The organism is Gordonia caeni (assembly GCF_039537105.1).
Classification (GTDB): Bacteria; Actinomycetota; Actinomycetes; order Mycobacteriales; family Mycobacteriaceae; genus Gordonia; species Gordonia caeni.
Window position 1 is genome coordinate 88,644 of the sequence record NZ_BAAAZW010000008.1, and the last position, 23,801, is coordinate 112,444.

Here is a 23,801-nt window from a genome sequence, read left to right on the forward strand (position 1 = left end):
GTCCCGGAGGGATGGGACTATGGGTGCATGCGCATCGCCAATCATGTCGTGGATCTGGTCGGTAACACGCCGCTGGTCAAGCTCAACTCGGTCACCAAGCCGGGCTCGGGTCTGGTCGCTGCGAAACTCGAGTACCTGAACCCCGGTGGAAGCTCGAAGGACCGCATCGCCACGCGGATGATCGACGCCGCCGAGGAGTCGGGTGAGCTGAAGCCGGGTGGCACCATCGTCGAACCGACGTCGGGCAACACCGGCGTGGGGCTGGCGCTGGTCGCTCAGCAGCGCGGCTACAAGTGCGTCTTCGTGTGCCCGGACAAGGTGGCCGAGGACAAGCGGAACGTCCTGCGGGCCTACGGCGCGCAGGTGGTCGTGTGCCCGACGGCGGTGCCGCCGGAGCACCCGGACAGCTACTACAACGTCTCCGATCGCCTGGTCGAGGAGATCGACGGTGCGTGGAAGCCCAACCAGTACGCCAACCAGAACGGTCCGCGCAGTCACTACGAGACCACCGGTCCGGAGATCTGGGAGGACACCGACGGCACGGTGACGCACTTCGTCGCCGGCGTCGGCACCGGCGGCACCATCACCGGCACCGGTCGCTACCTCAAGGAGGTCTCCGACGGGCGCGTGAAGGTGGTCGGCGTGGACCCGGAGGGGTCGGTGTACTCGGGCGGCTCGGGCCGGCCGTACTTGGTCGAGGGTGTCGGCGAGGACTTCTGGCCGGACGCCTACGACCCCACCGTGCCCGACGAGATCATCGCCGTCTCGGACGCGGACTCGTTCGAGATGACGCGCCGGCTGGCCCGCGAGGAGGGGCTGCTGGTCGGCGGTTCCTGCGGCATGGCCGTGGTGGCCGCCCTGCAGGTGGCCGAGCGCGAGGGCCCGGACGCGGTGGTCGTGGTGCTGCTGCCCGACGGTGGCCGGGGCTACCTGTCGAAGATCTTCAACGACGACTGGATGAGCAGCTACGGCTTCCTGCGCACGCCGCTGGAAGGCGAGAAGCCGGAGTCGACGGTGGGCGAGGTGCTGCGCGGCAAGACGGGCGCGCTGCCCGATCTGGTGCACACCCATCCGCAGGAGACGCTGCGCGACGCGATCGAGATCCTGCGTGAGTTCGGCGTCTCCCAGATGCCGGTGGTCGGGGCGGAGCCGCCGATCATGGCCGGCGAGATCGCCGGCGCGGTGAACGAGCGCGACCTGCTGTCCGCGGTCTTCGAGGGCCGGGCAACGCTGGCCGATCCGGTGTCGGCGCACATGGGTGAGGCCTTCCCGCAGATCGGCGCCGGCGAGCCGGTGTCGATGGCGATGGAAGCTTTGAGTACCTCCGATGCGTTGATGGTGGTGGAGGACGGCAAGCCGGTCGGCGTGATCACGCGGCACGACCTGCTCGCCTACGCCAGTACCCATCCGCTTCCGACCCGGGAGGACAAGCAGTGACCGATCAGGGCTTTTCGACCAAGGCCATCCACGCGGGCTGGGACCCGGACTCCCGAACCGGTGCGGTGAACGTGCCGATCTATGCCAGTTCGACGTTCGCGCAGGACGGCGTCGGGGGCATGCGCGACGGCTTCGAGTACGCGCGCACCGGAAATCCCACCCGGCGGGTGCTCGAGGAGAACATCGCCGCGATCGAGAACGGTTCGTACGGAAGAGGTTTCGCCTCGGGTATGGCCGCGACGGACGCCATCCTGCGGGCGGCGCTGCGTCCCGGTGATCATCTGGTGATCCCGAACGACGCCTACGGCGGCACCTTCCGGCTGATCGACAAGGTCTTCTCGCAGTGGGGCATCGAGTACTCGGTGGCTCCGGTGGCCGACGTCGATGCGATTGCCGCGGCGATGACACCCAAGACCAAGCTGGTGTGGGTGGAGACGCCCACCAACCCGCTGCTGAACGTCGGGGACATCGCGGCCATCGCCGACGTCACCCATGCCGGTGGTGCAAAGCTGGTGGTGGACAACACGTTCGCCACTCCTTACCTGCAGCGGCCGATCGATCTGGGCGCCGACGTCGTCGTGCATTCGACCACCAAGTACCTGGGTGGTCATTCGGACGTGGTGGGCGGCGCGCTGGTGACCAACGACGAACAGTTCGACGCCGACATCGCCTTCTTGCAGAACGGCGCGGGCGCCGTGCCCGGCCCGTTCGACTCGTACCTGACGCTTCGCGGGATCAAGACCCTCGCGGTCCGGATGGACCGCCACTGCGACAACGCCGAGAAGCTGGTCGAGTTCTTCACCGCCCACCCGAAGGTGTCGTCGGTGCTGTACCCGGGCCTGGAAGACCATCCCGGACACGACGCGGCGGCGCGTCAGATGCGTCGCTACGGCGGCATGATCTCGGTGCGGCTGGCCGGCGGACGGGAAGCGGCGCTGGACTTCTGCGCGCGGACCAAGATCTTCACGCTGGCCGAGTCGCTCGGTGGCATCGAGTCGCTGATCGAGCACCCCGGGGCGATGACCCACGCCTCCACCGCGGGCTCCCTTCTGGAGGTGCCGGACGACCTGGTGCGTCTGTCAGTAGGCATCGAAGACGAAGCCGATCTGATCGCCGACGTGGAACAGGCCCTGGCTTAGCCGGAGCCTGCTCGGTCACTTCGCTCGGATCAGCACTGGGCGAAGTGCTTGATGGTGTCGGTGCGCACCGTGGAGAAGGCGGCGTTCGCGATCGGCCCCGACAGGAATCCAGGGAGACCCACGCCCGCCAGCTCCATGGCGAAACGCCAGACCAGGCGCGACCCGTGCTCGGCGGGAGTCACTTCGGTGTACTCGCCGAACCGCCGCAGACCCGGGATGTTCGCGCTGACACCGTGGAAGGCGTGGCGGAAGGTCTCGGCTTCGGCGTCCTCGTCCCAGATGAAGAAGAATTCGTCCATCTTGATGATTCCGGGAGCCAGGACCACTGAGCGCGTGGTGCCCGGCCGGTACGGCTGCGGCGACGTGTAGTTGACCGACCGCAGGGCCCGGCACCAGTCCAGGGTGTTCTGACGCGTGAACTCGGCCCACACCTGCGCCGGCGCCACCGGAACGTTCACGTCGATCTCGTAACTGAGCGGGGCCGTGGTGAAGAATTCTTCGTCGAATGATTCGAGTGCATACGCCATGGTCGGCAAGTGTACGCGGGGACCGATCTGAACTTTCTCGACGAAATGTGGAACCGGATCGCTCTTCGGTGCGTCTAATTCTTACAACGCCGAAACTGCTGATCGGGGGGTGGCAGATTCGACGTTCGGGGGGACTGCGATGGGGACCGACCTTCGGGGGGAGTCGGTCCCCACCGCAGGCCCATGGACGCTCGGAGGGTGCATGTCAGACCTGGTCTCGATTGCTGAAGTCTGGCGCGACCGTGCCCGCGTCGCGGAGCAAGCTGCGGCGGATCTGGAAGGCCTAGACACCGCTCTTCGCTCTGTAGTTGCCCGCAACTACTTCGGAATTGAGTGCGTTGAGGGCACAGCCTTGTACGGCCGCCTTCGCGAGATCGTGGGCGGTGTCAGTGCCGAATTTGAGAGGCTAGTGACAGCGAGTCGCACGTTGGCTGCGAACTCGACGGCCGCGGCCCAGGCCTATGAGGTGCAGGACCAGGAGGCGTGTGGAGACCTCCCGTGCTGATATCCAGGAAAGGATTGTCCAACCGTCTGATGATCGTGGCGTACTTCGTCACGATGACCTTCGTGCTGATGGCGTGTGGTCGAGGGCCTGATGGCTCCACGGCACAATCCAGTCATCGTGGGACAACCCCGAGTTCAGACGGCATCAGGCAGACAGATTCCGCCGGGAAACGATTGCCGTTTGAGACGCGTCTGAAAAGTCGGTGGAATGCACGAAACGACGGCACTTCGTATGAGCCATGCACTGCACTTGAGGCAAGTGAGTTGATGAATCTGGGCGTGATCCCGGACAGTGTCCGCGACGTGGCTGGTACGGACGGACAGACTCTCCGAGGGTGTAGGTGGCAATACCGGATCGTCCCGCAGAGTGGATCGTGGAGCGTGTCGCAGGTGGTTGGGAACTCACCGGGCCTTGCTGTCGACAAGCAGTCAAAGAGGAGTGGCGTCGATATCTGGATGAGGGACCTAGACATTCAGGGCCGAACGGTCGGCGTCCACCGGCTTGCTGATGGAGCTGATTGTGACACTTATGTCCAGTCAGGGGAGGCCGCGGTCAACACGATCGTAATCCATCATGGCGTCCCTCACCCTCCGGTGGAGGAGGTGTGTGAGCGGGCGATCGCGTTCACGAAGGCGACGATCGACAAGATGCCACGCTGACACCCGCGGGCGAAAGATGTTGAGCCACAGAGACTTTGTGCACACTGCGGTGGGCAGACATTCCGGTGTGGATTGGCCAGATTGAATGGGTGGCAGTCAACGAGCGAGGATCCCTGGAGTGGGACACCTACGCGTACTCGTTCGCACACCGGCTGGTCACCATTCGCAAGGAGCGCGGGTACTCGCAGGAGGAATTGGCGCACCGCAGCGGCATGCACCGCAACGCGGTCTCGAATCTGGAGCGGGCCACCAGCAATCGGCCGCCCAACATCTCCGACCCGCAGCTGTCGACCGTCTACCGCTTGGCGAGGGCCCTCGACGTTCCGCCCGTGTACCTGCTGCCGGACGTCGCGGCGCCACTGCCGGCACGCTCCCGTGAGCAGGAAGATCGCAAGGCGCTGTCCGCCGTCGAAGCCGATCTGCACAGGCTGATCGCCGCCGACGCCGAGAGCTGACCGCCCGCACAGACTTTCCGCACAGACGAAGGCCGGGCCGCAGTGACTGCGGCCCGGCCTTCGCGACTGTGTCGAACGCTGTGCGTCAGTGCTGGTATGGCTCCGCGCTCACCAGGGTGACGCTGACCTCGGCTCCGCTGGGCACCAGGTAGGTGCGAGTCTCGCCGACCTTCGCGTCGATGATCGCCGAACCCAGCGGCGAGTTGGGGGAGTAGACCTCGACGTCGGTCGCGATGCTCTCCTCGCGGGTGGCGATCAGGAAGCTCTCGGTGTCCTTCTCGTCGTCGCCGAAGTAGACGGTCACCACCGAGCCAGGCAGCGCCACACCCGACTGGGTGGGGGCCTGACCGATCTCGGCGTTGTTCAGCAGGTCCTGCAGCTGGCGGATGCGGGCCTCTTGCTGGCCCTGCTCCTCGCGGGCTGCGTGGTACCCGCCGTTCTCCTTGAGGTCGCCCTCTTCGCGTCGTTCGTTGATCTCGGCGGCGATGACGTCGCGGTTGGCGATCAGCGAATCGAGTTCCTCTTTCAGCCGCTGTGCAGACTCGGGAGTCAGCCAGGTGACACCTGTATCGGTCATTGTGGATCTCCTTTGCTGTCCGCATATCGGACTGCGCATTCGTTACCGCTGCAAGCGCATCCGCACTCAAAATGCAGCAACACGACCCCTCGCGGGGCCGTGTGGCTACCAGGATACCAGCAGGTGTGTTTCACCGCACACGACCTGCCGTGGACGTCTCCCGCGGCGTGCGTCGTGTCAGTTGTCGGCCAGGGCCTGGCGGTACGACGGTTCGGCTCGCTTGAGGCGCCGAATCACGGCGTAGGTCGCCGGCATGACCACGATTTCGATCAGCGTCTTCCACACGAAACCGATGACGACGAAGGACGCGAACTGGCCCCATGTGGACACCCCGATCACCGGGGCGGCGATCGCGCAGAAGACGAGGGTGTCGAAGAACTCGCCGGCGACGGTGGAGCCGATGAGACGGGCCCAGAGTCGCCGTTCGCCGGTGCGCTGCTTCATCCACACCAGGACGTACGAGTTGGTGAACTCGCCGATCAGATAGCCGGCGAGACTGGCGGCCACCAACTGTGGCACCGCGCCGGCCACGGCCTCGAGCGCGTCCTGGTTGTCGTAGCCGTCGAGCGGGGGGAGTGCGATGGTCACCGTGAACGCCAGCACCGCCAGCAGCAGAATCGCGAAGCCGGTCCAGATGGTGCGCCGCATCGCCTTGAAGCCGTACACCTCGCTGATCACGTCGCCGATCACATAGCTGAGGGGGAAGAGGAAGAAGGCGCCGTCGGTCACCAGCCACCCGCCGAACAGGCCGACGCCCTTGGTGGCGGCGATGTTGCTGACCAGCATGACGCCGACGAACACGGCCATCAGCACTGGATAGTAGGGAGAAGAGATGGTGGCGAACGCCACCTTGGGTCGGGGCGCCGGGCGCGTAACGCCCGGCTGTCCAGAGTCTGCCTTCTCTTCGTCGATCATGCGCAGCACCTCACTTGTCGGGTTGCAGATAGGACGGCACCGACGTGGTGCAGCCGAAGACCTCGCCGATCACCGGTGGCCGGGAGGTGTGAACGATGGTGCGGGCGCCGACCTGTACGTCGTCGCCGGCCGGGATCAGGACCTCGCGGCGGCCGACCTCGCCGCCGTCGTAGGCGCGGCCGCGGACCACGCACACCACCGCGTCGCCCGGATTGTTCCGTTCCACGGTGTACTGCACGGCGACGGTGTCCGAGCTGAGGATCTCGTGCCCGGTGGCGGTACCGGAGACTTCCGGGTCGGCGAACTGCCGGTAGCCGATCACCGCGAGCGCCAGACCGGCGAGGACCACCGCCACGGAGCACACCAGGAACCACCGCCGCCTGCTGGCGTGCGACTGCTCGGCCGGATACGTCGCGCGCGGACCGCTCTGCGGTTTCGGCTGGTCGGAGACCCCATCTGAACTGCTCACGCGTCAATACCTACCATGGAGGGCAGAACCGAGCGAAGGTGAGGAAGCGTGACCGATAGCACGGGGCGCCTGCGACTCATGGCTGTGCATGCACACCCAGACGACGAGTCCAGTAAGGCGGCCGCGACATTGGCCAAATACGCAGCGGCCGGGCACGACGTCCTGGTCGTGACTCTGACCGGCGGCGAGCGCGGTGACATCCTCAATCCCGCCATGGATCGGCCCGGCATCAAGGAGAACCTGCCGGAGGTCCGCAAAGAGGAGATGGCCGCCGCGGCGGCCGCGCTCGGCGTGCAGCAGACGTGGCTGGGCTTCGTCGACTCCGGGCTGCCCGAGGGCGATCCGCTGCCGCCGCTGCCGGAAGGGTGCTTCGCACTGGCTCCCCTGGAGGAATCCACCGAAGCACTGGTGAAGGTGGTCCGCGACTTCAAGCCGCACGTGATGATCACCTACGACGAGAACGGCGGCTACCCGCACCCCGATCACATCCGGTGCCACGAGGTCTCCGTCGCCGCCTTCGACGTCGCCGGCGATCCCGAGGCCTATCCCGAGGCGGGGGAGCCGTGGACGCCGCTGAAGCTGTACTACACGCACGGCTTCATCCGGGACCGCATCCACCGCTTCTCCGAGGAGTTCGAGAAGGAGGGCAAGGAGAGCCCCTTCAAGGAATGGCTCGCCAAGTGGAAGCGCGAACAGGGCGACCTGATGGGCCGGGTCACCACCCAGGTGACGTGCGGCGAGTACTTCCCGCAGCGTGACGACGCGCTCCGGGCGCACGCCACCCAGATCGACCCCAACGGCTTCTTCTTCGCGGTGCCGCTGGAATGGCAGCAGCGTCTGTGGCCGACCGAGGAGTTCGAACTGGCGCAGACCCGCGTGCAGACCGCGATCCCCGAGAACGACCTCTTCGACGGAATCGAGGAGCCGTGAACACTGTGCTCAACCTGGCCGGCGACGCGACATTCGTGCTCGCCGCCCAAGAGACCAAGGGACCCGAGTTCGGCAAGGCCTCACCGGTCGGCCTGCTCGTGATCGTGGTGCTGCTGGTGGCCACCTTCCTGCTCATCCGGTCGATGAACAAGCAGCTCCGCAAGCTGCCGGAAAGCTTCGACACCGAGCATCCCGAACCCGACCAGGCCTTCGACGAGGGCACCGACACGGTCGACGACGAGACAGAGGCCGCGTCCGAACAGCCGCGGGCACCGTCGGATGCCGCCGGACTCGCCGATCAGTCCGATGACCATGGCTCCAGCCGGTAACAGACTCGGCGACGCCACCAGCCCGTATCTCCGCCAGCACGCGGAGAATCCGGTGCACTGGCAGCAGTGGTCCGACGAGGCCTTCGCCGAAGCGCGCGAGCGCGACGTCCCGGTGCTGCTGTCGGTCGGCTACGCGGCCTGCCACTGGTGCCACGTCATGGCGCACGAATCCTTCGAGGACCCCGCGCTCGCCGCACAGATGAACGACGGCTTCGTCTGCATCAAGGTCGACCGCGAGGAGCGGCCCGACATCGACGCCATCTACATGGCCGCCACGGTGGCCATGACCGGCCAGGGCGGCTGGCCGATGACCTGCTTCCTCACCCCGGACGCCGAACCGTTCTACTGCGGCACCTACTACCCGCCGGTGCCGCGCGGCGGCATGCCCGGCTTCGGGCAGATCCTCGCGGCCATCAGCAGCACCTGGACCGAGCGACGCGACGAGGTGCATCGGGCCTCGGAGAGCATCACCGAGCATCTGCGGGCCAATGCCGGTCCCGTGCCGCCCGGTCCGGGCATCGACGGCCGGCTGCTGGCCGCCGCGGTCGCCGCGGTCCTGGCCGACGAGGATCCGCGGGCGGCCGGATTCGGCGGTGCCCCCAAGTTCCCGCCGTCGGCGCTGCTGGAAGGGCTGCTGCGGGCCGCCGAGCTCGGTGGTGACCGGGAGGCGCTGGCCGCGAGCGAACGCGCCTGCGCGGCGATGGCGCGCGGCGGCATCTACGACCAGCTCGCCGGCGGATTCGCGCGGTACGCCGTGGACGCCGACTGGGTGGTCCCGCACTTCGAGAAGATGCTGTACGACAACGCACTTCTGCTGCGTGCCTACGCGCACCTGGCCCGGCGCACCGGCGACCCGCTGGCCGCGCGTATCACCGCCGAGACCGTCGGTTTCCTCGACGACGCCCTGTGGACCGGCCGGGGCTACGCCTCGTCACTGGATGCCGACACCGACGGCGTGGAGGGCCTCACCTATGTGTGGACGCCCGCGCAACTGCGGCAGATCCTCGGCGACGACGACGGCGCCTGGGCGGCAACGCTGTTCACCGTGACCGACGACGGCACCTTCGAGAACGGCACCTCCACGCTGCAACTGCCGGCCGACCCCGACGACGCGGAACGCTTCGCGTCGGTGCGGGTGCGTCTGCTCGCCGCGCGTGCCGAGCGGCCCCAGCCCGCACGTGACGACAAGGTCGTGGTGGTGTGGAACGCCCTCGCCGTCACGGCGCTGGCCGAGGCGGGCGCCGCCCTCCACCGGCCCGAATGGGTGGAGCGAGCGGCGGTGACTGCGGAGGCGATCTGGTCGCTGCACCTGGTCGACGGTGTGCTGCGGCGCGCCTCGCTGGGTGGACGAGTCGGCGAACCCCTTGCGGCACTGGACGATCACGCCGCCCTGGCGACCGCTCTGCTGACCCTGCACCAGATCACCGGCGAGAATCCCTGGCGCGACCGCGGCCTGGAAGTGCTGGATCTGGCGATCGATCGGTTCGCCGATGCGGAGGCGCCCGGCGCCTGGTTCGACGCACCGGGCGGCTCGCTGATCACCCGGCCGCGCGATCCGGTCGACGGCGCCACCCCGGCGGGCGCCTCGCTGATGGCCGAGGCCCTGCTGACCGCGTCGATGCTCGCGCCGGAGAGCCAGGCGGCGCGATACGGCGAGCTGGCCGATCAGACGCTGACGCGCGCGGGCCTGATCCTGGAGAAGATGCCGCGATCGGCCGGACACTGGCTGGCCGTCGCCCTCGCCCGGCTGGCCGGACCGCTGCAGGTGGCCGTCGCACAGACGCCCGACAGCGACGGCGCACTGGCCGCTCAGGCTCGACGTCTCGCCCCGGGCGGCACCGTCGTCGTCGCGGGAGCGCGCGATGCGTCGCCGCTGCTGGAAGGGCGGGGACCGGTCGACGGCGCCGACGCCGCCTACGTGTGCCGCGGCACCGTCTGCGCGCTGCCGGTGACCGACGCCCAGGCACTGGCCGACGGGCTTGTGCTAGCCTCGACGACGTGAACATCACCGTGCACGTCGCCTATTGGCGTTTTATCGAGGCTCCGGGTGAGCCTGCGATGAAGCGCTGACTCGCGCACGACCGCACGCCCCGGAGCCGAAGCAGTGACCATCTGGTCGCTGCTTTCGTCGTTTCCGGGCCTCGCCTCGCCGTCACTCGGGAACACGGACACCGGAACCATCCCGCGCCCACACCCGAAAGGCACCACCCATGACCATCGCCCCCGAAGCCGCGGCGAACAGCACTTCGACCTCTGACCGCCGGGTCACGGCCTTCTCACCGATCCCGTCGCCGGACAGCCTGCGCAGCGAACTGCCGCTGACCGCCCGCCGCGCCGAGATCGTCGCCCGCGACCGCGAGGAGATCGCCGCGATCCTGGCCGGCCGGGACGACCGGCTGATCGTCGTCGTCGGCCCTTGCTCGGTGCACGACCCGGTGGCCGCCATCGACTACGCGCGCCGCCTGGCGCCGCTGGCCGCCGAATACGCCGGCACCCTGAAAATCGTCATGCGTGTCTACTTCGAGAAGCCCCGCACCACGATCGGCTGGAAGGGCCTGATCAACGATCCGGACATGGACGAGTCGTACGACGTGGAGAAGGGCCTGCGCCTGGCGCGCAAGCTGCTGCTGGACGTGATCGACCTCGGTCTGCCCGTCGGCTGCGAGTTCCTGGAGCCCACCAGCCCGCAGTACATCGCCGACGCCGTGGCGTGGGGCGCGATCGGCGCACGCACCACCGAATCGCAGGTGCACCGCCAGCTGGCCTCGGGTCTGTCCATGCCGATCGGCTTCAAGAACGGCACCGACGGCAACGTCCAGGTGGCCATCGACGGCGCGAAGGCGGCGGCCAGCCGGCACGTGTTCTTCGGGCTCGACGACTTCGGCCGCGGCGCCGTGGTGCAGACCTCGGGCAACGAGGACTGCCACGTGATTCTGCGCGGCGGCACCGGCGGGCCGAACTACGACGCCGATTCGGTGACCGCCGCGGTCGAGCGCCTCGGCGGCGCCGGACTGTCCCCGAAGGTGATGCTCGACTGCTCGCACGCCAACTCCGGCAAGGACCACGAGCGCCAGGCCCAGGTCGCCGTCGAGGTGGCCGAGATGGTGGCCGCCGCGCGCCGCGACGGCGCCGATCCGGTGATCAGCGGCGTGATGCTCGAGAGCTTCCTGGTGCCCGGCGCCCAGCCGGTCGAGGCCGGCGAACTGGTCTACGGCCAGTCGGTCACCGACAAGTGCATGGGCTGGGAGGCCAGCGCTCAGGTCCTGGAGGAGCTGGCCCGCGCCGGTCGCTGACGCCGCTGCCACAGGCCGACGGCGACGTCGACCGCCAGGAACGCCAGCAGCGGCCAGCCCAGCAGCGGGATGAACCAGCCCACGGCGATCGCGACCACCGCGACGGCGGCGACCGCCGGCCACGGCAGGTCCGCCAGTGCGCCGCGGTCCGGTGCCCGACCGGGCCGGTTCGCGCCGCGGGGCCGGCGCTGCCACCACATCCGGTAGCCGAACACGATGACGACCGTCAGGGCGACGGCGAGTGCGGCCAGCACCAGCTGATTGAGCAGCCCGAACAGGATGCCCATGTGCAGGGCGATCCCGAGGTTGGCCCACTGGGCGGCCACCGGCCAGTCGGCGAACCAGTTCACGCCGACCACGCTGTCGCGGGCCGGATCCACCACCGCGGTGTTCGGGGAGAACTGCCACGGAGCGCGGACCTCGGTGACGGTGAACGCGGTGTCGGCCTCCGACGGGATCGAGATCTCGACGGCGTCGGTCCGTCCGACGCCCGCCGAGCGCGCCAGCGCCAGCGCGGTGTCGGCGTAGCCGGCGTTCTCGTCGGCGACGGCCGCACTGCCGACCGGTGCCGCGCCGCCGTGACCGTCGTGCCCGGCGTGGCTGTCGTGCCCGGCGGCGGCAGCCGCCGCCGGGACGAGAGAGGTGTCGACCGTGGGCTGCGTCCAGTGCAGTGCGGACCGCAGATCGGTGACGTTCTGCCCGGCGTAGCGGGACCAGGTGAGGCCCGTCGCGGACAGGAAGACCAGGCCGACGACGATCCACACGCCCAGCAGGCCGTGCCAGTGCGCCGTGCGGGCGCGGCCGGTGCGGCGCGTCGGGCGCTTGCGCCGGGTCGCGACCCACAGTGCCAGGCCGGCCAGGGCGATCACCCACAGCCACGATGCGGCGAACTCGCTGTAGAGGCGTCCGGGTTCACCCAGGTGCAGATCGCGGTGCAGACCGTCGATCCAGGTGCGCACCGGCAGGGACGCGCTGCTGCCGTAGCTGGGCAGTTCGCCCTGCACGTGCAGGGTCGCCGGGTCGACGAAGACCGCGAGCCGGGTGGACTCGGGCAGCGCCGGATCGGCGAACAGCACCCGGGTGGTCTGGCCGGGCTCGGTGGCCGGGCGTACCGCGTCGACGGTCAGGTCCGGCCGGTGCGCGCGGGCGGCGTCGATCTGCGCGGAGATCGACTGGGCCGGACCGGCCGAATCGGTGTGCAGCTGTGCGCGGTAGATGAACTGCTCGGCCGACGGCGCGAGCGCGTACAGGCCGCCGCTGATCGCGGCGATCAGCAGGAACGGGGCCACCAGGATCCCCGCGTAGAAGTGCAGCCGCCGCAGCAGCCGGGTCGTGGCCGCCTTGGGCCGGTGAGGTGGCGCCGGGGCCGCGGCAGCGGCGGGCGGCGTCGGTGAGGTGGAAGTGGACATGGCGGGATCGCCTTTCGTCGAAGCAGAGGTCACCGGCCCGGTGGCGCGCGGCGCGCAGCGGGTCGGTGGGGGGAGAGGGTGCTTAGACGAGTACGGGTGGACCGCGGGTGCCGACGGTGCCCAGGTGCCGCAGCGGCTGCGGGGCGACGACGCGGGTGCGCAGCACGGCCGGGACGGCACGGACGGCGACCGGGATCGGCGTGCACAGCGCGGCCAGGGACCGGGCCAGGCCGGCGACGGCGCGCACCAGGCGTTCGGCGGCGACGATCAGGCCGAGGGCGGCCAGCGTGCCGACGGTGTGCATGGCCGCCATGGGCGTGGTGATCAGCTGGTGATGATGGCCGGTCAGTGCGATCAGCAGGAAGTGCACCAGCAGTTGCCCGCCGGCCAGCAGGGGGAGCAGCCGCCAGGGTGCGGCGGCGGTGGTGCCGGTGCGTCCGGCGACCAGGCCGAGGGCCAGTCCGGCCGCGGCGATCACCAGCAGGCCGCTGCCGTCGGGGAGTGCGCCGTGCCCTTGTGCGTGGGCCGAAACGCCGGTGCCCGTGCCCACCGCACCCACGGTGACCGCGCGCAGGCGCGGCAGCAGCGAGGGATCGGGTGCGGACACGCGTCGAGCTTACGACGACGTGGTGTCGTAGGCGGGCGTCAGGTGCCCAGAACCAGCAGCCACACGGCGATGTAGTGCAGGGCCGCGGCGACGGCGGTGCAAGTGTGGAAGACCTCGTGGTGGCCGAAGGTGCCCGGCCACGGCTCGGGCCAGTGCAGGGCGTAGAGCACGCCGCCGAGACTGTAGAAGAAGCCGCCGACCGCCAGGAGGACGAAGACCGCGACGCCGGTGTTGTGCAGCAGCGCCGGGGCCACCGAGACGATCAACCAGCCCAGAAGCAGGTACAGGACCACCCCGAGCCAGCGGGGGGAGCCGGGCCAGATCAGCTTGAGCAGGACGCCGCCGATCGCCCCGGCCCAAGCGATGCCCAGCACCCACCAGCGTGTGGGGCTGTCCAGGCCCATCATGCAGAACGGGGTGTAGGTGGCGGCGATGAAGATGAAGATCATCGAGTGGTCGGCGCGCTTCATGGCGATCTGATGGCGCGGATTGACCCAGTCGATCCGGTGGTAGACGGTGCTCGTGGCGAACAGGCCGGTGATCCCGACGACGTAGACGCACACCGCGGCCACGTCGAGGGCGTCGCGCTGTCGGGCGGTGCCGACGATCAAGATGATGCCCACGGCCGCCGCGATGAACGCCGAGTATTTGTGGATGACTCCGCGCAGGCGCGGCTTGGTCACCTCGGCGGGCGTGAGCGTTGCGGTCATACAACCTACGGTAGCGTAGCTTGCGCGCCGGTCGGCGCTCTCGAGCGTAGGATCTGCCCTGTGAAACTGATCCCAGACCGGGTCCGTGGGGGCCTGTACCACGTCTACGAGACTCGGCTGGTCCAGCTCATGGAGCCCGAGCGGATCCCGCGGCACGTGGCGATCATCTGCGACGGCAACCGCCGCTGGGCGCGGGAAGCCGGTTTCGAGGACGTCGCCCACGGTCACCGGGTCGGCGCCAAGCGCATCGCCGACATGGTCGGGTGGTGCTCGGAACTGGGCATCGGCGCCGTGACGGTGTACCTGCTGTCGACCGAGAACCTCGCGCGGGCCTCCGACGAACTCGACGCGCTGATGAAGATCGTCCCGGACATCGTCGACGAGATCGCCGATGCGCCCGGCGACTGGCGGGTGCGCATCGTCGGCAATCTCGGTGTGCTGCCCGATCCGGTGGCGCAGCGGCTGCGCGATGCCGCGGCCCGCACCGCCGACCGCGAGGGGATGAACGTCAACGTGGCGGTGGGCTACGGCGGGCGGCAGGAGATCGTCGACGCCGTGCAGTCGCTGTTGCGGGCCCGGCTCGCCGAGGGTGCCACCGGCGAGGAACTGATCGAGACGGTCAGTGTGGAGGGCATCGACGCCAACCTCTACACCAGCGGCCAGCCCGATCCCGACCTGGTGATCCGCACATCCGGTGAGCAGCGGCTCAGCGGATTCCTGTTGTGGCAGAGCGCCTACTCGGAGATCTGGTTCACCGACGCTTACTGGCCCGAGTTCCGGCGCGTGGACTTCCTGCGCGCACTACGCGACTACACCGCGCGGAACCGCCGCTACGGTAAATAGATGGCTGCCACTCCCGCGATATCGGCCCTGGAATCGGCCGGAATAGACCACATCGTTCACCGGTACACCCACGACCGCCGGCACGCCGACTACGGCGCGGAAGCCGTCGAGGTGATGGGCGAGCGGCTGGGGGTGGAGCCCGGACAGATCTTCAAGACACTCGTCGTCGATCTCGGTGACCGGCGCCTCGGCGTGACGGTACTGCCGGTGCCGCAACAGCTTTCACTCAAGGCCGCAGCCAAGGCGTTCGGAGTGCCCAAGGCGGTGATGGCGCAGGCGGCCGCGGTGACTCGGGCGACCGGCTACGTGCTGGGCGGGGTCTCGCCGGTGGGGCAGAAGACGGCCCTGCCCGTCGTGGTCGATTCGTCGGTGCGGCAGTGGGATCGGGTGCTCACCAGCGCAGGCAAGCGGGGGCTGGAGATCGAACTCGCACCCGCCGATCTGATCGCCGTGACGTCGGCGACGGTCGCCGACATCGCTGCCTGAGTGAGCGCGCGACCGGGCTCAGTGCGCGGGCCCCTTCAGAATTCGTCGGGGACGTCGGCGTCGGACTGCGCCGCCTTCTTCTTGGCGCTCCACCAGCCGAAGAGGATCGCCGCGGCGCCCCCGCACAGGCCGCCGACCAGACCTCCGCGCAGCGTGGAACTGCTGTCGGGCACCCACTGAAGGGCGGCGGACGCCCACATGGACAGGGCGCACGCACCGAAGTAGGCGCCGGTCAGCGCCGTGCGCAGCAGAGAGCCGCCGGTGTACGCCAGGGTGTTCGCGTCCACGCCGCGCGCACCGGTGTACCGCTGCCACTCCAACGAGGGGAACAGGAACACCAGGAACAGGATGACGGTCACCCAGGCCGGAATGAACCACGCGATCACCGCGCCGACGGTCCACAGCAGGTAAGTGGCGAGGATGAAGACGTAGGCGTACGCCTCCAGCATCACGGCGCGCTCGCGTTCGTCGCCCCAGGAGTTCGCGCTGCGGGCGAGCAGCAAGCCGGGCAGAGTGTGGTTCCGGGTGGTCATGTCATTCCTCCTCGGATAGCGGGAACAGTTCTTCGACGGTGCTCTCCAGGGCCCGGGCGATCCGGAGCGCGAGGTAGACCGACGGCGAGTAGTCGCCGCGTTCGAGCGAGATGATCGTCTGTCGGCTCACGCCCACGGCCGCAGCGAGATCCGCTTGGCGCAGGCCCGCCCGGTTGCGGGCCGCGCGGACTCCGGTCGTCGTTTCGGGCACACCAGAAGTAAAGCCCCTTTGACATCTGTGTGTCAAGGATCCTTTACTCCGCTCCGGGTCTGGTCAGAGTTTGCGCAGGCGGACCCGGTTGATGGAGTGGTCGCGGTCCTTGCGCAGCACCAGCGTGGCGCGCGGACGCGTGGGCAGGATGTTCTCGATCAGGTTGGGCCGGTTGATCGACGTCCAGATGTCCCGGGCGGCGATGGTGGCCTGCTCGTCGGTCAGCGACGAATAGAAGTGGAAGTGCGACTGCGGATCGGCGAACGCCGTCGTCCGCATCTGCAGGAAGCGGGAGATGTACCACTGCTCGATGTCGTTGAGGTTCGCGTCGACGTAGATGGAGAAGTCGAACAGATCGGCCACCGCGAGCGTCTGCCCGGTCTGCAGGACGTTCAGGCCCTCGAGGATCAGGATGTCCGGCTCGTTGACCGTGTGGTAGGCGCCCGGCACGATGTCGTAGGAGACGTGCGAATAGACCGGCGCCCGAACCGATTCGGTGCCCGACTTCACCTCGGTGACGAACCGCAGCAGCGCCCGGCGGTCGTACGACTCGGGAAATCCCTTGCGGTGCATGATTCCCCGGCGCTGCAACTCGGCGGTGGGGTAGAGGAAGCCGTCGGTGGTGACCAGGTCGACCTTCGGGTGCGACTCCCACCGCGACAACAGTTTCGCCAGCACGCGCGCCGTGGTCGACTTGCCCACCGCCACGCTGCCGGCGATGCCGATCACGAACGGGACCTGACGGTTGCGCTGACGTTCGCCGAGGAACGTCGACGTCGCCGCGAACAGTCGCTGACGTGCCTCCACCTGCAGGTGAATGAGTCGGGACAGCGGCAGATAGACCTCGGCGACCTCGTTGAGGTCGACCTGCTCGCCCATGCCGACGAGCTGCTCGAGCTCGCTCTGGTTCAGCACCATCGGCATCGACCGCCGAAGCTCGCGCCACTGCCGGCGGTCCAATTCCAGGTAGAGGCCGGGGTCGCGATCGCTGGATAGGCGCGCCATGGAGGGCACACTACAGGCAGCCCCGGCGATCGGTAGCGTGGGCCGACATGAGCTCGGACAGTGCGACGGACCTGGTGAACGACTATCTGCGACTGGGGCTGGCGTTCGATCGGATCGAACCGGGCTTCGTCGACGCCTACACCGGTGACCCCGCGCTGCGCGCCGAGGCCGAGAACGCCCCGGCGCCCGATCCGGGTGACCTCGCGCGCCGGGCCCGCGAACTGCACGACCGGCTGCCCGACGGACTGGACGACGCCCGCGCCGCATTCGTCGGCGCCCATCTGCGAGCCCTGGAATGCTCGGCCCGCAAATTCGCCGGCGCCGACATCGGCTTCGTCGACGAGGTGAAGGCCTACTTCGACGTCGACATCGCACCCGCCGACGAGGACGTCTACGCCGCCGCCCACACCGAGATCGCCGCCGCCCTCGGCGTTCCGGGAGCGACGGGGGAGACGCTGCGCGACGCCTACGCCGCGCACCGGCGCAGCGAGGAGATCCCCGCAGACCTGGTGAAGCCGCTGGTGTCCGAGCTCAGCGGCGCCCTGCGCGAGGTGGTGCGCAGCCGCTTCGGGCTGCCCGAGACCGAGGTGATCGACTTCGAGATCGTCTCGGACAAGCCGTGGTCGGGCTTCAACTACTACCTCGGCGACTACCGCTCCACGGTGGCGATCAACACCGACCTGCCGCAGTACCTGTCGGTGCTGCCGGGCCTGGTGGCGCACGAGGCCTACCCCGGACATCACACCGAGCACTGCCGCAAAGAGCAGTTGCTGGTCGGCGGCGGTCAGCAGGAGCAGACCATCTTTCTGGTGAACACCCCGCAGTGCCTGATGGCCGAGGGGCTGGCCGATCACGCGCTGGTCGCCGCGCTGGGCCGCGACTGGCAGCCGTGGGCGGCGGAGATCTACGCCGACTTCGGACTGCGGTTCGACGCCGAGAAGGCCCGCGCCGTCTCGGCGGCCACCGCCGGACTGCTGCACGTCCGGCAGGACGCGGCCCTGGCCCTGCACGACAGCCACCGCGACCCCGACGACGTCGCCGCGTTCCTGCAGCGCTGGCTGCTGGTGGCGCCCGACCGGGCCCGCCAGATGCTGCGCTTCCTCACCTCGCCGCTGTGGCGCGCCTACATCTCCACCTACGTGGAGGGCTACGAACTGCTCGGCCACTGGCTGGACGCGACCGAGGACGGTCAGACGCGCCTGGACCGGTTCGGACGGCTGCTCGACGAGCCGCTGACCCCGGCCCGGCTGCGCGCCGAGCTCGCGTCCTAAACTGTCTCCCATGACTCAGTTTTCGCAGTCCCTGGCCGAGCTGGATCCCGACCTCGCCGCCGCCATGAACGGTGAGCTGTCGCGCCAGCGCGACACGCTGGAGATGATCGCCTCGGAGAACTTCGTGCCGCGCGCCGTGCTCCAGGCGCAGGGCAGTGTGCTGACCAACAAGTACGCCGAGGGTTACCCGGGCCGCCGCTACTACGGCGGCTGCGAATACGTCGACGTGGTCGAGGACATCGCCCGCGACCGCGCCAAGGAGCTGTTCGGCGCCGACTTCGCCAACGTCCAGCCGCACTCGGGTGCCCAGGCCAACGCCGCCGTCCTGATGGCACTGATGGAGCCGGGCGAGACGCTGCTGGGCCTGGACCTGGCCCACGGCGGCCACCTGACGCACGGCATGCGCCTGAACTTCTCGGGCAAGCTGTACGACAATCAGTTCTACGGCGTCAGCAAAGAAGACTTCCGGGTCGATATGGACGAGGTCCGCAAGATCGCCCAGGACACCAAGCCCAAGGTGATCGTCGCCGGCTGGTCGGCGTACCCGCGCACCCTCGACTTCGCGGCCTTCCGCGAGATCGCCGACGAGGTCGGCGCCAAGCTGTGGGTCGACATGGCGCACTTCGCCGGCCTGGTGGCCGCCGGTCTGCACCCCAACCCGGTGCCCTACGCCGACGTCGTCTCCACCACCGTCCACAAGACCCTCGGCGGACCGCGCTCGGGCCTGATCCTGGCCAAGCAGGAGTGGGCCAAGAAGCTCAACTCCGCCGTGTTCCCGGGCCAGCAGGGCGGCCCGCTGATGCACGTGATCGCCGCCAAGGCCGCCGCGCTGAAGATCGCCGCCACCGAGGAGTTCGCCGAGCGGCAGCGCCGGACCGTCTCCGGCGCCAAGCTGCTCGCCGAGCGTCTGATGGCCGACGACGTCGCCGGCGCCGGCGTCACCGTGCTGACCGGCGGCACCGACGTGCACCTGGTCCTGGTGGATCTGCGTGACTCCGATCTCGACGGCCAGCAGGCCGAGGATCTGCTGCACGAGATCGGCATCACCGTCAACCGCAACGCGGTGCCCTTCGACCCGCGCCCGCCGATGGTGACCTCCGGTCTGCGGATCGGCACCCCGGCGCTGGCCACCCGCGGATTCGGAGACGCCGAGTTCACCGAGGTCGCCGACATCATCGGTACCGCGCTGGCCGCCGGCAAGAGCGCCGACGTGTCCGCGCTGCGCGGCCGCGTCTCCCGCCTGGCCCTCGACGTCCCCCTGTACGAGGGGCTCGAGGACTGGGGAATGATGAGTGGTCGCTGATCGTCGACTAGGCTGTACCCGTGGCTGTATTGGAAGATGACGAACTGATCAACGCGCTCGAGAAGGCGCTCCCCGAGATCGCGGAGGAGCATCAGCAGGGTGCGGCGAGCTGGGACCCGCACGCGTGGGTGCCGTGGAGCAAGGGCCGCAACTTCCGCTTCCTCGGCGGCGAGGACTTCGAGCCCGACCAGGCCACGTTGCCCGCCGAGCCGGCCGCGGCGCTGCTCGCGCTGCTGCTGACCAAGGACAACCTGCCGTCGTACCACCGCATCCTGGCCATCCACTTCCCGGCCTTCACCGACTGGCGTCAGCTGATCGGCGTGTGGACCGCCGAGGACAACCGCCACTCGATCGCGCTGCGCGACTACCTGGTGGTCACCCGTGCGATGGATCCGGTGGACGCGGAGAACCGCCGCCGCATCCACGTGGTCGCCGGCTGGAAGCAGACCCCCGAGGCCGTCGCGCACATCGGTCCGATGGACACGATGGCGCTGATGGCCGTCCACGAGAACCAGTGCATCCAGTTCATCAGCGAGCTCAAGCGGCACGTCGACGATCAGGTGCTGATCACCATCCTGGACAAGATCCAGACCGACGACGCGGTGCAGGCGGCCACCTTCCAGGCCTTCCTGATGGCCGGAATGGTCGCCGATCAGGAGACCACCGTCCTGGCGGTGGACCGGGCCCTCGCCGAGATCGAGCACATCGGTTCGGACGTGGCCGACTTCGACGAGCAGCGCGCGCTGTTCGCCGGCTACGAGAACGACCAGACCGACGCGGCGATCGCCAAGAAGCTCGCCGACGAGCTCAAGCTCGACAGCGTTCAGGAACTGAGCGAGACCGCCGAGGCCGCGCGCCAGCGCATTCTGGCGCGGGCCGCCGAGGCCTGACCCGCCGCGCACCCGACGCACCCGGAACGCCCGCTGCTCTGACGAGCAGCGGGCGTTCCGTCTTCTCGGTGTTACGTGACGTTCACCGACACGCGGCCCGGGCGTCCCCGGAGCGCCGTCGTGGCGGGCGTAGTTTGAGCCATGACGGGCCGTGGGGAAGCGGTTCGTTCGGGAGGTTCGATTTCGTGAACGACCTTAGTGTCACGGGAGGGCCGGCCCCGGTCCTCGTCCGACTCGGATAGACCGAGAACGACGGCGAACCGGCCGACCAGTAGATCTCGCCCGCGCGGGAGCCGCGCAGGCACTCGGGAGTCAGCCGTGACCGCACGCACCTACGTCCTCGACACTTCTGTTCTGCTCTCCGACCCCTGGGCGGTGACCCGCTTCGCCGAGCACCATGTGGTGTTGCCCCTGGTGGTGATCAGCGAACTCGAGGGCAAACGCCATCACAGCGAGCTCGGCTGGTTCGCCCGCACCGCGCTGCGGCTGCTGGACGATCTGCGCATCCAGTACGGGCGCCTGGATCAGCCGCTGCCCGTCGGGGACGAGGGCGGCACACTGCAGGTGGAGCTCAACCACACCGATCCGGCCGTGCTCCCCGCCGGTTTCCGCAACGACTCCAACGACTCGCGGATCCTCGCGTGCGCGCTGAATCTGCGCGCCGAGGGCGCCGAAGTCACTCTGGTCACCAAGGACACCCCGCTGCGCGTCAAGGCCGGCGCGGTGGGCCTGGCCGCCGACGAGTACCACGCGCAGGACGTGGTGGTCTCCGGCTGGAGCGGGATGGACGAGCTGGAGGTCTCGCCCGGGCACATCGACGATCTGTTCGCCGAGGGCGTCGTCGACGTCGACGAGGCGCGCGATCTGCCGTGCCACACCGGGGTGCGGCTGCTCGGCGGCACGTCGAGCGCGCTCGGTCGGGTCACCGAGACCAAGCAGGTGCAGCTGGTCCGCGGCGACCGGGAGGCCTTCGGGCTCCGCGGGCGTTCGGCCGAGCAACGGGTCGCGCTCGATCTGCTGAACGACGAGTCGGTGGGCATCGTCTCCCTCGGCGGCAAAGCGGGCACCGGCAAGTCGGCGCTGGCCCTGTGCGCAGGCCTGGAGGCCGTGCTGGAACGACGGACCCAGCGCAAGGTGGTGGTCTTCCGGCCGCTGTACGCGGTCGGCGGCCAGCAGCTGGGCTACCTGCCCGGCGGCGCGGACGAGAAGATGGGGCCCTGGGCGCAGGCGGTCTTCGACACCCTCGAGGGTCTGGTGTCCACCGAGGTGATCGACGAGGTCCTCTCCCGCGGCATGCTCGAGGTGCTGCCGTTGACGCATATCCGCGGCCGCTCGCTGCACGACTCCTTCGTGATCGTCGACGAGGCGCAGTCGCTGGAGCGCAACGTGCTGCTGACGGTGCTGTCGCGGCTGGGCGCCGGGTCGCGGGTGGTACTCACCCACGACGTCGCCCAGCGCGACAACCTGCGCGTCGGCCGGCACGACGGCGTCGCAGCGGTGATCGAGAAGCTCAAGGGCCATCCGCTGTTCGCGCACGTGACGCTCACCCGCAGTGAGCGCTCGCCGATCGCCGCCCTGGTGACCGACATGCTCGAAGAGTTCGGTCCCGGCCAGCCCTGATCTGAGGCGGGGTCGTCTCCGTCTCCGGCGGTCAGTTCTTCCGGAGGATGGAGACGGCCCAGTCGGCCTCGGGCGTCCAGGGCCGCACGTCCCACGTGGCCAGCCGCAGATCCAGGCGCAGCCCGGCGTCGGCGACGGCCGCGTCGAAGGCGTCCAGGGTCAGGTGCCGGTTGGTGTGGAAGCCCACCACCAGCGGCGCGTCGTCCTTCAGGTGCGCGGCCAGTCGGCGCAGCACCTGCGCCTCGGTGCCGGGGGCGAGGAAGACCATGACGTTGCCCGCGCAGACGATCGCGTCGAACTTCTCGTCGATGCCACGCGCGGGCAGATCGAGTTCGGACAGGTCGCCGACCAGCCACGTGGGGCCCGGCTGGTCCGCGGCGGCGGCCTCGATCAGGGCGGGGTCCACGTCGACGCCGACCACCCGATGCCCGACCGAGGCCAGATGGCCGCCGAGTCGGCCGGGGCCGCAGCCGGCGTCGAGGATGTGCGCCTGCCGCGGGACCATCGCGTCGATCAGGCGGGCCTCGCCGGCGAGGTCGTCGCCGTCGGCCGCCATCGCGCGGAATCGTTCGATGTACCACTGGCTGTGACCGGGTTGGGTGTCGGTGATCCAGCGGGGAGGGGTTGTCGCCATAACCCCAGGGTAGTGGCTGTCGCGTTCGTTGCATTCCGGTGACGATGGTCTCCCCGGGTGGCACGGGTGTGGTTCCGCTGGCACACTGAGGTGGTGCTGAAGTTACTGATGAGTCGAATGTGGCAGTTGGGACTCGTGGTGTTGGCCGCAGTGGTGGCCGTCGCCGCGGTGCCCGCGACCGCATTCGCAGAGCCGACCACCCCGACGACTCCGACGCCCACACCGTCGCCGTCTTCCCCATCGACGCCCGACGTCCAGTCGATGCTCGAGAACCTGCTGCGCGGATTCTCCCTCCCCGGCCTGCCCGACCAGGGCGATCCGGTCGGCGACACCAGTCAGATGATCGTCGTCTCGGTCCCCGAGGCCGCGGCCACCACGGGCACGCTGACCGCGTTCGAGAAGGACGCGAACGGCCAGTGGAAGCCGGTCATCGGCCCGACTCAGGCGTGGGTCGGAAGCAAGGGCATCGGCAAGCCGGAGGACAATGTCCACCGCACGCCCGAGGGCACCTTCGCGCTGGGGCAGGCCTTCGGCCGCCTGGACAATCCGGGCACCAAGCTGCCGTACAAGAAGGTCGACAACCAGGACTGGTGGGACGGCAACATGCAGTCGGCCACCTACAACCGGATGATCCGGCAGCCGAACAACCCCGGCGGCGGCAGCGAGAACCTGTACGACATGGGGCCGGCGTACGACTACGCGGTGGAGGTCAAGCACAACCCCACCAACACCCCGGGCAATGCCTCGGCGATCTTCCTGCACGTCGGCAGCGAGCCCACCTGGGGCTGCATCGCGATCGGTAAAGAGCAGATGATGGAGATCCTGAAGTGGCTGGATCCGGCCAAGAACCCGAAGATCAGCATCGGCGTCAATCAGGAGAGCCCGAAGGACATCAAGGACGCACCCTCGCTGGCCGACCCGCAGGGCACCCCGCTCGGTGACGACGCGCTGTCGTCGATCCTGAGTGAGTTCACCCCGCTGATCCCGCAGCTCATGGATACGGTGACCGGCTCCTCGTAGACGTCGCCGACTTGCCCGCCCGGG

At 69.0% G+C, this 23,801-nt stretch carries 26 protein-coding genes; 15 read left to right on the forward strand and 11 right to left on the reverse strand.

Annotation, left to right across the window (positions count from 1 at the left end):
* Window positions 1-27: 27 nt before the first annotated feature.
* On the forward strand, window positions 28-1,437 hold the full coding sequence (locus ABD732_RS13960) for a cystathionine beta-synthase (protein WP_344784752.1): 1,410 nt from the start codon (window positions 28-30) through the stop codon (window positions 1,435-1,437).
* Window positions 1,434-2,576, forward strand: coding sequence for a cystathionine gamma-synthase (locus ABD732_RS13965; protein ID WP_344784754.1), 1,143 nt, complete (start codon window positions 1,434-1,436; stop codon window positions 2,574-2,576). Before ABD732_RS13960 ends, ABD732_RS13965 begins: the two co-directional genes overlap by 4 nt.
* Window positions 2,577-2,605: 29 nt before the next feature.
* Here ABD732_RS13965 and ABD732_RS13970 read toward each other — a convergent pair whose 3' ends face one another.
* Window positions 2,606-3,103 (reverse strand): SRPBCC family protein, encoded by a 498-nt coding sequence (locus ABD732_RS13970; RefSeq protein WP_344784756.1) that lies wholly within the window; start codon window positions 3,101-3,103, stop codon window positions 2,606-2,608.
* Between the two features lie 573 nt (window positions 3,104-3,676).
* Here ABD732_RS13970 and ABD732_RS18780 point away from each other — a divergent pair.
* Together ABD732_RS18780 and ABD732_RS13975 are read left to right on the forward strand one after the other, a co-directional pair.
* Window positions 3,677-4,267: a DUF3558 family protein gene (locus ABD732_RS18780; protein ID WP_425553058.1), complete on the forward strand. Its 591-nt coding sequence runs from the start codon at window positions 3,677-3,679 to the stop codon at window positions 4,265-4,267.
* Between the two features lie 89 nt (window positions 4,268-4,356).
* Window positions 4,357-4,722, forward strand: a complete 366-nt coding sequence (locus tag ABD732_RS13975) for a helix-turn-helix domain-containing protein (RefSeq protein ID WP_344784758.1) — start codon at window positions 4,357-4,359, stop codon at window positions 4,720-4,722.
* Between the two features lie 85 nt (window positions 4,723-4,807).
* Here the strand turns inward: ABD732_RS13975 and greA are convergent, their stop codons facing one another.
* From greA to ABD732_RS13990, 3 genes are all read right to left on the reverse strand, one after another.
* The gene (greA, locus tag ABD732_RS13980) at window positions 4,808-5,299 is read right to left on the reverse strand and encodes a transcription elongation factor GreA (RefSeq protein WP_344784760.1); all 492 of its coding nucleotides are present in this window, start codon (window positions 5,297-5,299) and stop codon (window positions 4,808-4,810) included.
* A gap of 177 nt (window positions 5,300-5,476) precedes the next feature.
* A complete protein-coding gene (locus ABD732_RS13985; protein ID WP_344784762.1) occupies window positions 5,477-6,214 on the reverse strand; it encodes a queuosine precursor transporter in 738 nt (245 codons plus the stop codon).
* 10 nt (window positions 6,215-6,224) lie between these two features.
* Entirely contained in the window at window positions 6,225-6,683 is a 459-nt protein-coding gene (locus ABD732_RS13990; RefSeq protein WP_344784764.1) for a DUF4307 domain-containing protein, read from the reverse strand.
* A gap of 78 nt (window positions 6,684-6,761) precedes the next feature.
* Between ABD732_RS13990 and mca the strand changes: the two genes are divergently transcribed.
* The 4 genes from mca to ABD732_RS14010 all read left to right on the forward strand — a co-directional run bounded on the left by mca (window position 6,762) and on the right by ABD732_RS14010 (window position 11,235).
* On the forward strand, window positions 6,762-7,613 hold the full coding sequence (gene mca, locus ABD732_RS13995; RefSeq protein ID WP_344784766.1) for a mycothiol conjugate amidase Mca: 852 nt from the start codon (window positions 6,762-6,764) through the stop codon (window positions 7,611-7,613).
* Complete coding sequence (locus ABD732_RS14000; protein ID WP_344784768.1) at window positions 7,610-7,942, forward strand: hypothetical protein; 333 nt, start codon at window positions 7,610-7,612, stop codon at window positions 7,940-7,942. Before mca ends, ABD732_RS14000 begins: the two co-directional genes overlap by 4 nt.
* Window positions 7,920-9,944, forward strand: coding sequence for a thioredoxin domain-containing protein (locus ABD732_RS14005; RefSeq protein ID WP_344784770.1), 2,025 nt, complete (start codon window positions 7,920-7,922; stop codon window positions 9,942-9,944). Before ABD732_RS14000 ends, ABD732_RS14005 begins: the two co-directional genes overlap by 23 nt.
* A 208-nt stretch (window positions 9,945-10,152) precedes the next feature.
* Window positions 10,153-11,235 (forward strand): 3-deoxy-7-phosphoheptulonate synthase, encoded by a 1,083-nt coding sequence (locus ABD732_RS14010; RefSeq protein ID WP_344784772.1) that lies wholly within the window; start codon window positions 10,153-10,155, stop codon window positions 11,233-11,235.
* Here the strand turns inward: ABD732_RS14010 and ABD732_RS14015 are convergent.
* The 3 genes from ABD732_RS14015 to trhA all read right to left on the reverse strand — a co-directional run bounded on the left by ABD732_RS14015 (window position 11,199) and on the right by trhA (window position 13,961).
* On the reverse strand, window positions 11,199-12,644 hold the full coding sequence (locus ABD732_RS14015; protein ID WP_344784774.1) for a PepSY-associated TM helix domain-containing protein: 1,446 nt from the start codon (window positions 12,642-12,644) through the stop codon (window positions 11,199-11,201). The two genes, ABD732_RS14010 and ABD732_RS14015, sit on opposite strands and share 37 nt — an antisense overlap.
* Before the next feature lie 82 nt (window positions 12,645-12,726).
* Window positions 12,727-13,251 carry a hypothetical protein gene (locus ABD732_RS14020; RefSeq protein WP_344784776.1) on the reverse strand — a complete coding sequence of 175 codons (525 nt, stop codon included), beginning with the start codon at window positions 13,249-13,251 and terminating at the stop codon, window positions 12,727-12,729.
* A 38-nt stretch (window positions 13,252-13,289) separates the two neighbouring features.
* Window positions 13,290-13,961, reverse strand: a complete 672-nt coding sequence (trhA, locus tag ABD732_RS14025; RefSeq protein ID WP_344784778.1) for a PAQR family membrane homeostasis protein TrhA — start codon at window positions 13,959-13,961, stop codon at window positions 13,290-13,292.
* Window positions 13,962-14,021: 60 nt separating this feature from the next.
* Here trhA and ABD732_RS14030 point away from each other — a divergent pair, with 60 nt between their 5' ends.
* Window positions 14,022-14,804 (forward strand): isoprenyl transferase, encoded by a 783-nt coding sequence (locus tag ABD732_RS14030; protein ID WP_344784780.1) that lies wholly within the window; start codon window positions 14,022-14,024, stop codon window positions 14,802-14,804.
* Window positions 14,805-15,290: a Cys-tRNA(Pro) deacylase gene (ybaK, locus tag ABD732_RS14035; RefSeq protein ID WP_344784782.1), complete on the forward strand. Its 486-nt coding sequence runs from the start codon at window positions 14,805-14,807 to the stop codon at window positions 15,288-15,290.
* A gap of 35 nt (window positions 15,291-15,325) precedes the next feature.
* Here ybaK and ABD732_RS14040 read toward each other — a convergent pair whose 3' ends face one another.
* The 3 genes from ABD732_RS14040 to coaA form a co-directional block, all read right to left on the reverse strand.
* On the reverse strand, window positions 15,326-15,823 hold the full coding sequence (locus ABD732_RS14040) for a hypothetical protein (RefSeq protein ID WP_344784784.1): 498 nt from the start codon (window positions 15,821-15,823) through the stop codon (window positions 15,326-15,328).
* A 1-nt stretch (window position 15,824) separates the two neighbouring features.
* Window positions 15,825-16,034, reverse strand: a complete 210-nt coding sequence (locus tag ABD732_RS14045; protein WP_344784786.1) for a helix-turn-helix transcriptional regulator — start codon at window positions 16,032-16,034, stop codon at window positions 15,825-15,827.
* A gap of 63 nt (window positions 16,035-16,097) precedes the next feature.
* Window positions 16,098-17,039 (reverse strand): type I pantothenate kinase, encoded by a 942-nt coding sequence (coaA, locus tag ABD732_RS14050; protein ID WP_344784788.1) that lies wholly within the window; start codon window positions 17,037-17,039, stop codon window positions 16,098-16,100.
* Between the two features lie 47 nt (window positions 17,040-17,086).
* On the opposite strand from coaA, the gene ABD732_RS14055 reads away from it, so the two are divergent.
* From ABD732_RS14055 to phoH2, 4 genes are all read left to right on the forward strand, one after another.
* Window positions 17,087-18,310, forward strand: a complete 1,224-nt coding sequence (locus ABD732_RS14055; RefSeq protein ID WP_344784790.1) for a DUF885 domain-containing protein — start codon at window positions 17,087-17,089, stop codon at window positions 18,308-18,310.
* 10 nt (window positions 18,311-18,320) lie between these two features.
* Window positions 18,321-19,613 (forward strand): serine hydroxymethyltransferase, encoded by a 1,293-nt coding sequence (glyA, locus tag ABD732_RS14060; RefSeq protein ID WP_344784792.1) that lies wholly within the window; start codon window positions 18,321-18,323, stop codon window positions 19,611-19,613.
* 20 nt (window positions 19,614-19,633) lie between these two features.
* Window positions 19,634-20,503, forward strand: a complete 870-nt coding sequence (locus ABD732_RS14065; protein WP_344784794.1) for an acyl-ACP desaturase — start codon at window positions 19,634-19,636, stop codon at window positions 20,501-20,503.
* Window positions 20,504-20,821: 318 nt separating this feature from the next.
* Window positions 20,822-22,123 carry an RNA 5'-3' helicase PhoH2 gene (gene phoH2 / locus ABD732_RS14070; RefSeq protein WP_344784796.1) on the forward strand — a complete coding sequence of 434 codons (1,302 nt, stop codon included), beginning with the start codon at window positions 20,822-20,824 and terminating at the stop codon, window positions 22,121-22,123.
* A gap of 31 nt (window positions 22,124-22,154) precedes the next feature.
* Here phoH2 and ABD732_RS14075 read toward each other — a convergent pair whose 3' ends face one another.
* Window positions 22,155-22,757, reverse strand: coding sequence for a class I SAM-dependent methyltransferase (locus ABD732_RS14075; RefSeq protein ID WP_344784798.1), 603 nt, complete (start codon window positions 22,755-22,757; stop codon window positions 22,155-22,157).
* Between the two features lie 108 nt (window positions 22,758-22,865).
* On the opposite strand from ABD732_RS14075, the gene ABD732_RS14080 reads away from it, so the two are divergent.
* The gene (locus ABD732_RS14080) at window positions 22,866-23,777 is read left to right on the forward strand and encodes a L,D-transpeptidase family protein (protein WP_344784800.1); all 912 of its coding nucleotides are present in this window, start codon (window positions 22,866-22,868) and stop codon (window positions 23,775-23,777) included.
* Window positions 23,778-23,801: the final 24 nt, after the last annotated feature.